The sequence below is a fragment of the Amycolatopsis camponoti genome, from assembly GCF_902497555.1.
GTDB classification, from domain to species: domain Bacteria; phylum Actinomycetota; class Actinomycetes; order Mycobacteriales; family Pseudonocardiaceae; genus Amycolatopsis; species Amycolatopsis camponoti.
The window spans coordinates 1481810-1496054 of record NZ_CABVGP010000001.1; the positions used below are offsets into that span (position 1 = coordinate 1481810).

Here is a 14245-nt window from a genome sequence, read left to right on the forward strand (position 1 = left end):
GAGGCTCGATGGGTGAGAAGACGAAGTTCATCCTGGACGAAGACGATCTGCCGACCCGGTGGTACAACGTCATCCCCGACCTGCCCGAGCCGCCCCCGCCTCCGCTGCACCCCGGCACCCGCGAGCCCGTCGGCCCGGACGACCTGGCACCGCTCTTCCCGCAGGCGCTCATCGCCCAGGAAGTGACGACTGATCGCTATGTCGACATCCCGGAGGAGGTCCGGGACGTCTACCGGCTGTGGCGGCCGTCGCCGCTGTACCGCGCGCGCCGGCTGGAGAAGGCGCTCGGCACCCCCGCGCGGATCTACTACAAGTACGAAGGCGTCAGCCCGGTCGGGTCGCACAAGCCGAACACCGCTGTGCCGCAGGCGTTCTACAACGCGCAGGAAGGCGTCAGCCGGCTGACGACCGAGACCGGCGCCGGCCAGTGGGGGAGCGCGCTCGCGTTCGCTTGCGCCCAGTACGGCCTGGAGTGCGAGGTCTGGCAGGTCCGCGCGTCCTACGACCAGAAGCCCTACCGCAAGCTGATGATGGAGACGTTCGGCGCGACCGTCCACCCGAGCCCGTCCGAGCTGACCGAGTCCGGCCGCGCGATCCTCAAGGACCACCCGGATTCGACGGGCAGCCTCGGCATCGCGATCAGCGAGGCCGTCGAGCAGGCGGCGCAGGACCCGGACGCGCGGTACGCGCTGGGCAGCGTGCTCAACCACGTGCTGCTGCACCAGACGATCATCGGCGAAGAGGCGCTGAAGCAGTTCGAACTGGCCGGCGACACCCCCGACCTCCTGGTCGGCTGCACCGGCGGCGGCTCGAACTTCGGCGGGCTCGCTTTCCCGTTCCTGCGCGAGAAGCTGGCGGGCCGGATGGACCCGGTGATCCGCGCGGTCGAGCCGGCCGCGTGCCCGTCGCTGACACGCGGCAAGTACGCCTACGACTTCGGCGACACCGCGGGGCTGACGCCGTTGCTGAAGATGCACACGCTCGGCCACGACTTCATCCCGGACCCGATCCACGCGGGCGGCCTGCGCTACCACGGGATGTCGCCGCTGATCTCGCACATCTACGAGCTCGGCCTGATCGAGGCGATCGCGATCGGCCAGCAGGAGTGCTTCGCGGCGGGCGTGCGGTTCGCGCGGTCCGAAGGGATCATCCCGGCTCCGGAGCCGACGCACGCGCTGGCGGCGTGCGTCCAGGAAGCGTTGCGGTGCAAGGAAACGGGCGAGGAGAAGGTGATCCTCACGGCACTGTGCGGCCACGCGCACCTGGACCTGCCGGCCTACGGCGCCTACCTGGCCGGGGACATGGTGGACGACGAGCTGTCCGTGGCCGCTCTCGAAGCGTCCCTCGCGACCCTGCCGTAAACCGTGAGATGGCCCGTTGAAGGACTCGGAGTCCTTCAACGGGCCATTTCACGGACCTTCAGAGGACGTCGGGGACTTCGGGGCGGATGAGTGCGGTGTGGGGCGTCGCGAGGACCACGCGGTCGCGGCCCGCCGCCTTCGCCGCGAACACCGCGTCGTCCGCGGCCTGGAGCAGGATCGTGTACTCCGTGGCCGTTTCCGGGTACACCGCCGCGCCGATCGAGGCCGTCAGGCCGTCGATCACCTCCGGCTTGCCCGGGCGGATCACCGGCACCGGCACCTCGATCCGGGCGATCGCCGCGCGGATGCGGTCCGCGATGGACACGATCTCCGCGCTCGTCGCGCCCGGGAGCAGCACCACGAACTCGTCGCCGCCGAACCGGCCGACGTAGTCGCCGCTGCGCACCGACCCCTGGATCGCCACCGCGATCGCGCGCAGGACCTCGTCGCCCGCCAGGTGGCCGTTGCCGTCGTCGATGGCCTTGAAGTGGTCGAGGTCGATCATCAGCACGCCCGCGGTCGACGACAGCTCCGCGGCGCGGACCAGCTCGGCGCGCGCCAGCTGGACCCAGAACTCCGGCGCCAGCAGCGCGGTCTTGGAGTCCGTGCGCGCGGCGGCCTGGAACTGCGGCAGCAGCAGGCCGATGTGCAGCGCCACCGGCGTCACCATCAGCACCGGCAGCAGCCACGGCCGGACCGTCATCACCAGCGCGATCCCGCAGCCGACGCCGACGGCGGCCAGCACGATCAGCACGTCCGACGGGTTGCCGAACGCCTGCCGCGGCGGCTTGCCCGGGTTGCTCATCACGATCGCGAGGATCACCAGCACGTAGTTGAGCCCGAAGTAGACGATCCCGGACAGCAGCAGCGCGGTCATCCCGCCGAACCCGTCCAGGTACGGCACGTACGGTGCCAGGTGCCCGGTGCCGGCCGACAGAACGGCGCCCGCGGCGAAACAAGCGAGGATGACGGTCGCCCCGGAAAACACTTTCCGGTGAATTACGCCACGGCGTTGGTAAACGCGGACCCAGGAATGGGCGTAGCTGACCACGATGACGAGCGTGGCCAACGGCGGCGGCAGCAGGAGCAGCCCGGCGAAGATCCAGATCGACTGCAGGTGCATGTGCGGCCGTCCGTCGGCGGCGAGCTCGCGGATGCGCTCGATGCGTTGCGCCGCTTCGAGGTGCACGATTTCGCCGGCCAGGATCAGGCCGCACCAGAGCAGGGATTGGGTGGTGATCGGCACGAGCGCGGCCGTGGCGAGGACCGCGACCAGCGCCAGCGCGTCGACGACGAGGACGTAGCCGAACACCGGAGTGGCCAGCTTCCACATCGCCCACGTACGGATACCTGATCGTGGACGTTCTGAGCTGGGCTTTCGCCCTGGGGACCCGGACAATCCCACGAAACGCCCTTCTATTCAGGACGGAACTTCGTCGCGGAAATCGTCACTGTAATCGAATGAACGCGGTGTGTCACTAGGCTGGTCGGGCTACCGTCCGGTCACGCACCGTGCAATATCCGATCCGAACAGGAGAAATCATGTCGCACTTCCTGCCCAACGCCAACATCGTCCCGTCCCGCCGACGCGCGCAGCGGCCCACCGACTGGACGCGGCAGCTCCCCACCGACTGGACCCGCTCGATCCCGACGGACTGGACCCCGCGGCAGATCCCGACCGACTGGACCGCGCGCGAACTGCCCACCGACTGGACCGTCCGCGAGCTGCCGACGGACTGGACCCGCCCCGGCGTCTCGTCACCGCTGCCGCAGTGCCCGACCGACTGGACCCCGCGGCAGATCCCGACCGACTGGACCCGGTCCTGACTCCTGCCCGGTGACCGGCGGGCCCCGCCGGTCACCGGGGTTCCGGTTGCGCGCGCCGCCACAGCGACGCCGCCCCGCAGGCGGCCACCACACCGATCGCCCCGGCTCCGGCGACGACCCCGTGCGGTGCCGCGCGTTCGGCCGCCAGCCCGGCCAGCACCACGCCGAGGCCCTGCGACACCCGCAACGCCGTGAGCGCGAACCCGAACGCCTGCGCGCGCTGGGCGTCCGGGGTCAGCTGGACGAACGTCGTGTTCGCGATGAGGTTGTAGGAACTGGCCACTCCGGACAGCGTCAGCAGCGCCAGCGTCGCCTCGAGGTCCGGCCGCAGCGCGCACCCCAGCAACGCCGCGCACGCCAAGACGGCCAACGGCCCCAGCAAGCGGCTCCGCCGGGAAGCCGGGATCCGCGACAACGCGGCCATCCCGATGACGTTGCCCAGCGCGTACGCCCCGAGCAGCAGCCCGACCACCACCGCGCCGCCGCCGAGTTCGGCCGCGTACGGCGCCGCGATCGCCTCGCCCGCGATGTAGATGCCCGACACGCACCCGAGCGCGACCAGCGCGAGCCGCCGCCGGTCGCCGACCACCACCGTCCAGCCCGCGCGCACGTGCCGCCACCAGCGGACCCCGGACGACTCCCGCGGCGGCCGGGACCGGACGCCGGTCACCAAGAACAGTGCCGACGCGGCGAAGCTCACCGCGTCCGCCAAGAGTGCGCCGCCGGTGCCGACGGCCGCGACCAGGAGCCCACCGAGGGCGAACCCGGCGACCTGGCCCGCCTGCACGAGCATCATCAGCAGGCCCATCCCGGGCACGAACCGCTCGCCAGGCAGCACTTGCGGCAGCAGCGCGGCGCGCGCGGAGTTCCAGACCGGGTTGACCAGCTGGACGCCGATCAGCAGGGCCGCGACGGCCGGCAGCGGGAGCCCCGGCCACGCCATCACCGCGACCGCCAGCGCTCGCACCACGTCGGACAGAACCATCACCGCGCGCGGCGGGTGGCGGTCGGCCAGCCCGGACAGCAGCGGCCCGCCGACGAGGTCCGGCAGGAACGTCAGCGCGTACGCCAGCGCCGCCCAGCCGGGCGACTTCGTCCGGTCGTAGACCAGGATCGACAACGCGACCCGCGCGAGCTGGTCACCGGTGACCGAGACCAGCTGCGCCGAGAACAACGCCCGGAACTCGGCCACCGCGAGGACGTCCCGGAATCCCACCGCACGCGTCGCCATGGACACCCACGGTACCGCCGCGGACGCGGTGCGTGAACGGCCGTTAGGAGGTCACTGCCCTTCGCCGCACGTGATTTTCGGCTGCGGGTTGTAGCGGACGTTGCGGGTCGAGCGGCTGACCTCACGACCGGACGCCGCGTCCTTGAGCACGCGGGTGTCGCTCGTGGTGAAGCCCGGCGCGCCGTTGGAGGCGTGGCAGTTCTCCGCCGGCCCCGGCTTGGTCGGCGGGTCGGTCGGGTTGGAGCGGCCGCCCTGGATCGACTCGACGGTGTAGCGCTTGGTGCCCCACAGCTTCACGGTGATCGACGACGGCGTCCAGATCGTCTGGATCGCGATGCCGGTGGCCGAGTCGTTCGTGAACTTGATGTCGATGACGCTGGCACCGTTGGGGTTCTGGAACACCGTCGCCTCGCGCGCGGCGGGGTAGCGGCTGATGTAGTAGCTGTGCTCCTTGTGCCCCGCGTCCTTCATGCCAGCGAAGTACGACGCGTTGTACAGCGTCGTCGCGAACTGCGAGATGCCGCCGCCGACTTCGCGCGCCGGGGCGCCGTTCTCGATGACGCCGGCCTCGACGTAACCCTGCGGCTTGCCGCGCGGGCCGGTGAACCCGTTGAGGCTGAAGGTTTCCCCTGGCTTGACGATCGCGCCGTTGACCTTCTGCGCGACGACGCGGATGTTCGTGCCGGAGTCGGCCGCGAAGCCGCCGGTGGTGAATTCGCCGACGACCTCCTTGACGCCCAGCTGGTTCGCCTGCTCGGTCGTCACCTTCGCCGGGCTGTCCTTGTAGACCGCGGCGACCTCGCGGCCGTCGGTCTTCTTGAGGACGTCGGGCAGCGGCTTGAGGCTCGGGTCCCAGTCGATGGTCCGGCCGTCGGTGGACGGGTCGACCGTGGGCTTGCCGCCCTCGAAGACGATGGTCGCCTCCTTGCCCTCCTTCTCGGTGGACTTCAGCTGCGGCCCGGCGGCTTCGGCGATCTTGGCGTTGTCGATCTTGGGGTTCAGCCCGCCGCCTTCGGCGGGCTCGAAGCTCAGCGCCGCGGCGATCGCGTCCGGCTTGACAGTGGCGTTCTTGCCGTCGCCCTTGACGACCAGCGGGCCCGAGACGGCGGGGCGCGCGAACTGCTCCAGCGCGGCCTGGACGCCTTCGGGCGTGGTGCGCACCGGCGTGCCGGTGACCGGCAGCGCCAGGGTCTCCCCGCGCGCCCACTTCTCGACGACGGCGGCCTTCGCGGCCTCGACGTCGAGCTTCTGCCCGGGCTTCGGCGCGACGGCGACCGGGTTCGTGCCCTCGAACTTCACGGTGCCTTCGACCGGCTCGCGGTCGACCTGGCCGCGGAGGCTGTCGAGGGCGGCGGCGAGCTTGGTTTCGTCGGCGTGGCTGACGACGCCGACCTCGCGGCTGGAGAACAGCGACGCCAGGCGCGTGAACGGGTTCAGCGGCTGCTCGCCGGCCTGGTCGAGGGTCTGCGGCCAGTCGAGCTTCAGCCCGGCGAGCGTCGGCGACAGCTCACCCTTGACGTCGCCCGCGGTCACGGCGAGGGGGCGCGTCAGCCGCGGCTCGATCTGCCCGCGCAGCTCCTGCTCGGCGGCCTGGCGGTCCATCCCGCCGACGTCGACGCCGGCCACGGTCACCCCGCGCGGGACGCTGCCCTGGCTGACCAGCAGGTCGATGCCGTAGATCGCGACGAGCACGGCGAAGGCGCCGCCGGCGATCAGGCCGGTCTTGCGCAGGTTGATCCGCTGGGCGAGCTTCTGCACCGGAGAGGGTGCCGGGTCCGGTTCGGGCCGGACGACCGGCAGGACGTCCGTCTGCTCACCGTGTGACTCGGGCCAGCGCGGTTCGTACGGCAACTCTCCACCCCTTCAACGCGGCACCGGATCGCGCCGGTGACGGGATCAGCGTACGGGGCACCCGGACAAGCCGTACGACTCGCCCTAACGGGGGATGAACCGGTCACGGAACGGTCGATCGGCGCGAACTCAGCCGGCGTCGGGCTCCGGATTGTGGCCCGCCCGCGCCAGGAAGTCGAAGTCGCAGCCTTCGTCGGCCTGCGTGATGTGTTCGCTGTAGAGCGCGCCGTACCCGCGCTCGAACCGGGGCGCGGGCGCGGTCCACTCGGCACGCCGGCGCTCCAGCTCCTCGTCGGACACGTCCAGGTGCAACGTCCGCGCGGGGACGTCCAGGGTGATCAGGTCGCCGTCGCGGACCAGCGCCAGCGGCCCGCCGACGTGGGATTCGGGTGCCACGTGCAGGACGCACGCGCCGTAGCTCGTGCCGCTCATCCGCGCGTCGGAGAGCCGGACCATGTCGCGCACCCCGGCGGCGAGCAGGTGCGCGGGGATCGGCAGCATCCCGTACTCGGGCATGCCCGGACCGCCGAGCGGGCCGGAGCCGCGCAGCACCAGCACCGAGTCCGCGGTGATCGACGGATCCTCGATGCGCTTCTTGAGGTCGGTGTAGTTCTCGAAGACCACGGCCGGCCCGGTGTGGGTGAGCAGGTGCGGTTCGGCGGCGATGTGCTTGATCACCGCCCCCGACGGCGCCAGGTTGCCGTGCAGCACCGCCACCCCGCCCTCGGCCGCCACCGGGTTGTCCCGGGGGCGGATGACGTCGTCGTTGTGCACCCGCGCGGCCGCCAGGTCGGCCTCGAGCGTGCGGCCGGTGACCGTCACCCGGTCGGTGTGCAGCAGGTCGGTCAGCCGCGAAAGCAGCCCGGGCAGGCCGCCCGCGTAGTAGAAGTCCTCCATCAGCCAGTCACCGCCCGGCCGGATGTTCGCCAGCACCGGCACGCGCCGCGCGATGGCGTCGAAGTCGGCCAGCGACAGCGGGATCCCGCTGCGCCCGGCCATCGCGATCAGGTGGATCACGGCGTTGGTCGACCCGCCGAGCGCCAGCACGGTGGTGATCGCGTCCGCGTAGGCCCGCTTGTCCAGGATCCGCGTGATCGTCAGGTCCTCCCACACCATGTCGACGATCCGCGCGCCGCTCGCCGCGGCCATCCGGTGGTGCGCCGAGTCGACGGCGGGGATCGACGCCGCGCCCGGCAGGGTCATGCCGAGCACCTCGGCGGCTGACGTCATCGTGGACGCCGTCCCCATCGTCATGCAGTGCCCGGGCGACCGCGCGAGCCCGCGCTCCAGTTCGGACATCTCGGCGTCGCCGATCAGCCCGGCGCGCTTGTCGTCCCAGTACTTCCACATGTCGGTGCCGCTGCCGAGGACCTCGTTGCGCCAGTGCCCGCGCAGCATCGGCCCGGCCGGCACGAAGATCGCGGGCAGCCCGGCGCTCGCCGCGCCCATCAGCAGTGCCGGCGTGGTCTTGTCGCAGCCGCCCATCAGGACGGCGCCGTCGATCGGGTAGGACCGCAGGATCTCCTCGGTCTCCATCGCGAGCAGGTTGCGGTAGAGCATCGGCGTCGGCTTCTGGTACGTCTCCGAGAGCGTGGCCACCGGGAACTCCAGCGGGAAGCCGCCCGCCTGCCAGACGCCGCGCTTGACCTGCTCGGCGCGTTCACGCAGGTGCATGTGGCAGGGGTTGATGTCCGACCACGTGTTGAGGATGCCGATCACCGGTTTCCCGAGGTGCTCTTCCGGGTTGTAGCCGAGCTGACGGCCGCGGGCGCGGTGGCTGAAGTTGCGCAGCTCGTCGCCGCCGAACCACCGGTGGCTGCGGAGCTCCTCGGGTGCTTTCATGCGATCCAGTATGGCATCTGATATATGATCCTGGGGGCCTGGTTGAATGGGCTTCGACACGACCGAGGGAGCGCCATGACCGGGACGTTCAGCCTGCCCGCCTCCCGGACCGAAGTGGTCCTGGAGGAGATCCGCCGCGGCATCCTCACCCGCGAGCTGGTGCCCGGCCAGCCGCTCGTCGAAGCGGAGCTGGCCGCGCGGCTCGGCGTGTCGAAGACGCCCGTGCGCGAGGCGCTCAAGGTGCTCTCCAACTCGGGCTTGGTGACGTTCAGCCCGTACAAGGGCGCGTCGGTGGTCACGGTCGACGCCGAGCTCGCGAAGTCCGTCTACGACGTGCGGATGGTCCTGGAACCGGAAGCCGTCCGCCGGACCGTCGAACAGCGTGACGCCGCGTTGCTCGACGACGCGGCGGAGGCGCTGAAGGAAGCCTCGACGGCCATCGCCGACAAGGACCAGGCCGCGCTGAGCCTGCTCAACCGCCGCTTCCACCGCGCCCTCTACCGCGGCTGCGGCAACCCGCTGCTGGTCTCGATCCTCGACGACCTCAAGGACCGCGCGGCCCTGATCAGCGTCGTCGGCTGGGAAGCCAACCCGAGCTGGAAGAAGGAGTGGACCGAGCACAAGGCGGTCCTCGCCGCGGCCAAGAAGGGTGACGCCGAAGGGGCCGCGGCGCTCCTCAAGGACCACATCGGCGGCTTCCTCGAACGGGTCCTCAAGGCCATCGGATGAAGCTGCTGCTCATCTCGGACACCCACGCCCGCCCCCTGCCGGAGCAGGTGTGGGCCGAGGTGACGGCGGCCGACGTCGTCGTGCACGCCGGCGACTGGGTCGAGGCGGACCTGCTCGACGAGCTGGAAGCCCGCAGCAAGCGCCTGATCGGTGTCTACGGCAACAACGACGGCGCCGGCCTGCGGGCGCGGCTCCCGGAGATCGCGCGGGCGGACCTCGGCGGCGTGCGCCTGGCCGTGATCCACGAGACCGGCGCGAAGCAGGGCCGCGAGCAGCGGTGCGACGCGCAGTTCCCGGACACCGACGTGTTGGTCTTCGGGCACAGCCACATCCCCTGGGACACGACGACCCCGGCGGGCCTGCGGCTGCTCAACCCCGGTTCACCGACGGATCGCCGCCGTCAGCCGTTCTGCACCTACCAGACCTGCCGCATCGAGCGCGGCACCCTGACGGACGTCGAGCTGCACGAACTGCCCCGGAAAGGGTAGACAGGTCCCATGGATCCGGCATGGGCGTTGCGGGAGATCGCGTTCCAGCTCGAACGCGCGGGAGAACCGACCTACCGCGTCCGCGCGTTCCGGAGCGCGGCCGCGACCGCCGACAAGATCGGCGCCGAGCAGCTGGCTCAGATGGCCGGGAACGGCACGCTCACCTCGCTGCCCGGCATCGGCAAGGCCACCGCCGGCGTCATCGAGGACGCGCTGGCCGGCCGCGACCCGGCCTACCGGGAGAAGATCGTCGAGAAGAAGCTGCCGGACGGCGAGCCGCTGCGCTCGGCGTTGCGCGGTGACTGCCACACGCACTCCGACTGGTCGGACGGCGGCAGCTCGATCGGCGAGATGGCCGTCGCGGGCCGGGACCTGGGCCACGAGTGGATGGTGCTGACCGACCACTCGCCGCGGCTGACCGTCGCGAACGGGCTCTCGCCGGACCGGCTGCGGACGCAGATGCAGATCGTCGCGAAGGCCAACGAGCTGATGGCGCCGTTCCGGCTGCTGCACGGCATCGAGGTCGACATCCTCGACGACGGCGCCCTCGACCAGGAAGAGGATCTGCTGGGGCAGCTGGACTTCGTCGTCGCGAGCGTGCACTCGAAGCTGCGGATGCCGGCGAAGGACATGACGCGGCGGATGCTCGCCGCGGTCCGGAACCCGCACACCCGGGTGCTGGGGCACTGCACCGGACGGCTGGTCGCCGGCCGCGGGCGTCCGGAGTCGGAGTTCGACGCGAAGGCGGTGTTCACCGCGTGCCGCGAGAACGGCGTCGCGGTGGAGATCAACTCGCGCCCGGAACGCCTCGACCCGCCGATGAAGCTGCTGCGCCTGGCCGCCGAGATCGGCTGCGAGTTCGCCATCGACAGCGACGCGCACGCGCCGGGCCAGCTCGACTGGCTGGGCTACGGCTGCGAGCGTGCGATCCAGGTGGGCATCGGGCCGGAGCGGATCATCAACACCCGGACGGCGGCGGACCTGCTCAGCTGATCTCGATGACGGGGTGCTTCGCCGGATCGAGCCAGCGCAGGAGGGCTTCGAGGTCGGGCTTGGGGATCGCGACGCAGCCCGCGGTCGGCTTCCCGTCGGTGACGTGCAGGAAGAACGCCGAGCCCGCGCCGGGCACGACCGGCGCTCGGTTGTAGTCGATGACGACGGCCTGGGCGTAGACCGGGCCGGCCTCTCCGAGGTTCTCGCCGGCAGCCTCGTCGAAGGGGCAGCTGCCGGGGGCGCACGTGAAATGCGTGTTGTAGTAAGGGGAAGCCACGTCGGAAACCCACCAGTCCGAGGTGGTGACCTCGCGGTAGGGCAGCCGGGTCCGCGCCGGTTCGATGCCGAATGCTTCGGTGAGCGGCCAGACGCCGGCGGGGGTGTGGGAGGTCGACTCGCTCGCCTGCCCGACGCCGTTCTTCCCGACGTGGGCGGGGATCGGGCCGTACGCCTTAGTCCACTCGCCGCCGGTGCGCTGCCACGCCGTGAGGACGGCGGTGGCGTCGCCCGCCGAGCGGGCTCGGACAGTGATGAGCTGGCCCGCGTCCGCGGGCGGCGCGGCGGCGGTCGCGGGTGTGGCGGCACCGGTCAGCAGCGCGGCCGCGGCCAGCGTGGCACCGAGGGATCTCCTGCGCATGCGGGAGAGGGTACCGGTGCCACGCCGGCCGCGCCGGGTGTCAGTTGATGGTGTAGCTGTCCCCGTAGACCTTCCACTTCAGCGGGGTGTGCAGGTCGAAGTTGCCCGCGTTGAGGAACACCAGCTGCTCGGTGTCGACGCGGGAGGTGTCGGCGTGCGCTTCTTCCTGCTTCATGATGACCTTGCGGGCGTCGAAGAAGGCCTTGAGGTAGGTCGTCTCGTTGCCGCCCTGGGCCGGCGTCTTCGCCTTCTTCATCGCGGTCTTGCGGATGCCGCCGAAGCTGTCGGAGCTGTCGCCGGGGCCGTGCATGACGATGGCGTCGTAGTAGGCGAACTGGCCGAGGTTGCTGAGGCCGTCCGACTTGCCCTGGCTCACCGCCGGGTTGAAGTACACGCGGTCGCGTTCGCTGTTCTGCGCGTCCTGGAACGCGGTGGTGGCCGCGGCCTGCTTCCACGCGCTCTCGAACGCCGAGCCGAGCCCGCTGTGCGAGTCGGTGCCGTTCACCTTCCGCAGCGCGGGGAGGTACTTGGCGAGCGGGTTGTTCGGGACGGCGTCCGTGTAGGCCTCGACGAGCTCGAGCATGTCGCCGGTGCCGGAGCAGAACCCGATGATGCCCGCGGTGTAGCCGCGGCCGTCACCGATGTCCTCGATGTACTTGTACTGCGCCTTCCAGTCCAGCGAGGAGTTTTCCGCGCTGGAGACCAGCTTCATCGCGATCTCCTTCTTCGCCGGCGCGGAGAGGTCGCCGGTGGCGAGGGCGGTCGCGCTGGTCGCGGCCAGTGGGGCGGGGGCCGCCGTGGAGAGGGCGGGGGTGGTGATCACGAGGGCGGCGACGGAGGCCGCGCCGAGCGCGCCGATGAAGACCGGCCGCAACTTCTTGCTCATGGGGAAAACCCTTTCCGCGGAACTTGCCGTGGGGGAGCACGGCTTTTTCGGGCATGGCGGACGAAGCCCGGAATTCGGCGGCCTGCGTAGCCGTCGCCTTCGGGGCATCGGGTGGTGCTGCGGCGTAGCGCCACGGTAGCGAAGGGTGAACGGCTTCACAAGAGGCGGAAGATGTTCACGTTCCTGAACAGCGCGTTTCCGTCCTCAGTGGACTCGGATTCGGCAAATAGGTAAATCCGCGAACGGAAAAGAGGCTATTTCGGCGGCATCAGCGCGCGCCGGCGAAGAGGCGGATGACGTCCGGCAGCACGTTCACCGGGATCGTCGGGTCGATCGCCCGCTGGACGCCGAGGCCGATGCCGAGGCTGAGCAACGCCGTCGCGGCGTCGGCGGCCGGCATCGGGAGCGTGATCCCGAACCGCTCGGCGTAGCCGGCGAGCAGGTCCGCGATGGTGTCGCGGATGGCCTTGTCCCGCGCGGCCAGCTCGGCACGCACGTGCGGGTTGCGCCGGGCGTTCGTGGCGAACTCGACCTCGAGGGCGGTCCACGCCTCGTCGCCGATGCTGCGCTCGGCCCAGGTCTGGAACGCGGCGAGCAGCCCGTCCACGCCGTCGGCGCCGACCAGCGCCTCGGCGACCAGGGTGACCTGCTCGTCGTGGATCCGGTCGAGCACCGCGAGGCACAGCTCGTCCTTGTTGCGGAAGTTCGAGTACACCGCGCCCTTCGAGTACCCGGCCTCGTCCGCGACCTTCTCCAGCGACGTCACGGAGTACCCGTCGCGCAGGAAGAGCAGCTTGGCGGTCTCGATCAGCTGCTCGCGGGTGCGTGCCTGGCTTTCCGCGCGGGTGAGTCGGGCCATGCGTCCACTCTAGCCAGCCCGGGAATCGGGGTACCATCAGTATTCGAATACTGCTAGTCTCCGAAAATGGACCAACGCCACTTCGCTGTCCTCGTCGTCGGTGCCGGGGCGTCCGGGCTGGGGGCGGCCATCCGGCTCGGCCAGGCCGGCGTCGACGACCTCGCCGTGCTGGAGAAGGCCGGTTCGCTCGGCGGGACCTGGCGCGACAACACTTATCCCGGCTGCGCCTGCGACGTCCCGTCCGCGCTGTACTCCTACTCGTTCGCGCCCAACCCGGGGTGGACGCGGGCGTTCGCCGGGCAGGCCGAGATCCGGGCGTACCTGGCGGACACCGCGTCGCGGTTCGGGGTCACGGACAAGATCCGCTACGGCGTCGAGGTGACGCGCGCGCAGTGGACCGGCTCCCTCTGGGAACTGGAGACGTCCCGGGGTCCGTACACCGCGCGGATCCTGGTGGCGGGCACCGGGCCGTGGCACGAGCCGCTGATCCCGGACCTGCCGGGGCTCGCGGACTTCCCGGGCGAGGTCTTCCACTCCGCGCGCTGGAACCACGGTTACGACCTGGCGGGCAAGCGGGTCGCGGTGATCGGCACCGGCGCGTCGGCGGTCCAGTTCGTCCCGCGCATCGCGGGGGAGGTCGGCCGGCTGCACCTGTTCCAGCGCACGGCGCAGTGGGTGCTGCCGAAGCCGGACCACCACGTCCCGGGCGTCGAGCGGTTCCTGCTGCGGCGGTTCCCGGCGCTGCGGCGGGCGTTGCGCAGCGCCGAGTACGCGGCGATGGAGACGCTCGGCTTCGGGTTCCGGCACCCGTGGCTGCTGCGGCAGGTGCAGAAGATCGGGCTCGCCCACCTGCGGCTGTCGGTGCGGGATCCGGTGCTGCGCAAGGCGTTGACGCCGGACTACACGCTCGGTTGCAAGCGGCTCCTGATGTCGAACACGTACTATCGTGCACTGACACTGTCCCATGTGGACGTTCACCCGACGGCGGTGCGTTCGGTCGTCGGCGACCGCGTCCTGGGTGCGGACGGATCGTCGGCCGAGGTCGACGCGATCATCTTCGGCACGGGCTTCCACATCCTCGACATGCCGGTGTCGTCGCGGCTCTTCGACGCCGACGGCCGCAGTCTCGACGACCACTGGAAGGGCAGCCCACAGGCGTACGCGGGGACGACGGTGGCCGGGTTCCCGAACCTGTACCTGCTGCTGGGGCCGAGCCTGGGGACCGGGCATTCGTCGGCGTTCATGATCATGGAGGCCCAGCTGCGCCACACGGTGGCGGCGGTGACCCGGACGCTGAGCTCGGGCTGGACGTCGCTGTCGGTGCGGCCGTCGGTCCAGGACGCGTTCAACGCGGAGGTCCAGGCGGCGCTGCCGGGAACGGTGTACCAGTCGGGCGGTTGTTCGAGCTACTACACGGATGTCAACGGGCGCAACAGTTTCAGCTGGCCGTTTTCGACGGGCCGGCTGCGGTCGGCGGTGGGCTCGTTCGACGAGGCGGACTACGAGATCGGGCGGGTCCACGCGGCATCCGGCGAGTGAGG

Annotated in this window: 13 protein-coding genes; 6 read left to right on the forward strand and 7 right to left on the reverse strand. The window is 70.9% G+C overall.

The window, feature by feature from the left end:
- Positions 1-8: 8 nt before the first annotated feature.
- Positions 9-1361, forward strand: a complete 1353-nt coding sequence (locus AA23TX_RS07220; protein WP_155541786.1) for a TrpB-like pyridoxal phosphate-dependent enzyme — start codon at positions 9-11, stop codon at positions 1359-1361.
- 58 nt (positions 1362-1419) lie between these two features.
- On the opposite strand, the gene AA23TX_RS07225 is transcribed toward AA23TX_RS07220, so the two are convergent.
- On the reverse strand, positions 1420-2694 hold the full coding sequence (locus tag AA23TX_RS07225) for a diguanylate cyclase (protein WP_155541787.1): 1275 nt from the start codon (positions 2692-2694) through the stop codon (positions 1420-1422).
- A gap of 209 nt (positions 2695-2903) precedes the next feature.
- On the opposite strand from AA23TX_RS07225, the gene AA23TX_RS07230 reads away from it, so the two are divergent.
- The gene (locus AA23TX_RS07230; RefSeq protein WP_155541788.1) at positions 2904-3188 is read left to right on the forward strand and encodes a hypothetical protein; all 285 of its coding nucleotides are present in this window, start codon (positions 2904-2906) and stop codon (positions 3186-3188) included.
- A gap of 31 nt (positions 3189-3219) precedes the next feature.
- Here the strand turns inward: AA23TX_RS07230 and AA23TX_RS07235 are convergent, their stop codons facing one another.
- The 3 genes from AA23TX_RS07235 to araD form a co-directional block, all read right to left on the reverse strand.
- Positions 3220-4419 carry an MFS transporter gene (locus AA23TX_RS07235; protein ID WP_155541789.1) on the reverse strand — a complete coding sequence of 400 codons (1200 nt, stop codon included), beginning with the start codon at positions 4417-4419 and terminating at the stop codon, positions 3220-3222.
- Between the two features lie 51 nt (positions 4420-4470).
- The gene (locus AA23TX_RS07240) at positions 4471-6270 is read right to left on the reverse strand and encodes a VanW family protein (RefSeq protein WP_155541790.1); all 1800 of its coding nucleotides are present in this window, start codon (positions 6268-6270) and stop codon (positions 4471-4473) included.
- Between the two features lie 129 nt (positions 6271-6399).
- Positions 6400-8112, reverse strand: a complete 1713-nt coding sequence (gene araD / locus AA23TX_RS07245; protein ID WP_155541791.1) for an L-arabinonate dehydratase — start codon at positions 8110-8112, stop codon at positions 6400-6402.
- Positions 8113-8187: 75 nt separating this feature from the next.
- Between araD and AA23TX_RS07250 the strand changes: the two genes are divergently transcribed.
- Genes AA23TX_RS07250 through AA23TX_RS07260 form a run of 3 tightly spaced genes read left to right on the forward strand, consistent with a single transcriptional unit; the run spans position 8188 to position 10322 of the window.
- Positions 8188-8841 (forward strand): GntR family transcriptional regulator, encoded by a 654-nt coding sequence (locus tag AA23TX_RS07250; RefSeq protein ID WP_155541792.1) that lies wholly within the window; start codon positions 8188-8190, stop codon positions 8839-8841.
- Entirely contained in the window at positions 8838-9329 is a 492-nt protein-coding gene (locus AA23TX_RS07255; RefSeq protein ID WP_155541793.1) for a metallophosphoesterase family protein, read from the forward strand. The genes AA23TX_RS07250 and AA23TX_RS07255 overlap by 4 nt, the downstream gene beginning before the upstream one ends.
- A 9-nt stretch (positions 9330-9338) precedes the next feature.
- A complete protein-coding gene (locus tag AA23TX_RS07260) occupies positions 9339-10322 on the forward strand; it encodes a PHP domain-containing protein (RefSeq protein WP_155541794.1) in 984 nt (327 codons plus the stop codon).
- Here the strand turns inward: AA23TX_RS07260 and AA23TX_RS07265 are convergent.
- The 3 genes from AA23TX_RS07265 to AA23TX_RS07275 form a co-directional block, all read right to left on the reverse strand.
- Positions 10315-10959 (reverse strand): L,D-transpeptidase family protein, encoded by a 645-nt coding sequence (locus tag AA23TX_RS07265; RefSeq protein ID WP_155541795.1) that lies wholly within the window; start codon positions 10957-10959, stop codon positions 10315-10317. The two genes, AA23TX_RS07260 and AA23TX_RS07265, sit on opposite strands and share 8 nt — an antisense overlap.
- Positions 10960-10999: 40 nt before the next feature.
- A complete protein-coding gene (locus tag AA23TX_RS07270) occupies positions 11000-11845 on the reverse strand; it encodes a chitosanase (protein ID WP_155541796.1) in 846 nt (281 codons plus the stop codon).
- A gap of 268 nt (positions 11846-12113) precedes the next feature.
- Positions 12114-12704, reverse strand: coding sequence for a TetR/AcrR family transcriptional regulator (locus AA23TX_RS07275; RefSeq protein WP_155541797.1), 591 nt, complete (start codon positions 12702-12704; stop codon positions 12114-12116).
- 66 nt (positions 12705-12770) lie between these two features.
- Here AA23TX_RS07275 and AA23TX_RS07280 point away from each other — a divergent pair, with 66 nt between their 5' ends.
- Positions 12771-14243 carry a flavin-containing monooxygenase gene (locus AA23TX_RS07280; protein ID WP_155541798.1) on the forward strand — a complete coding sequence of 491 codons (1473 nt, stop codon included), beginning with the start codon at positions 12771-12773 and terminating at the stop codon, positions 14241-14243.
- Positions 14244-14245: the final 2 nt, after the last annotated feature.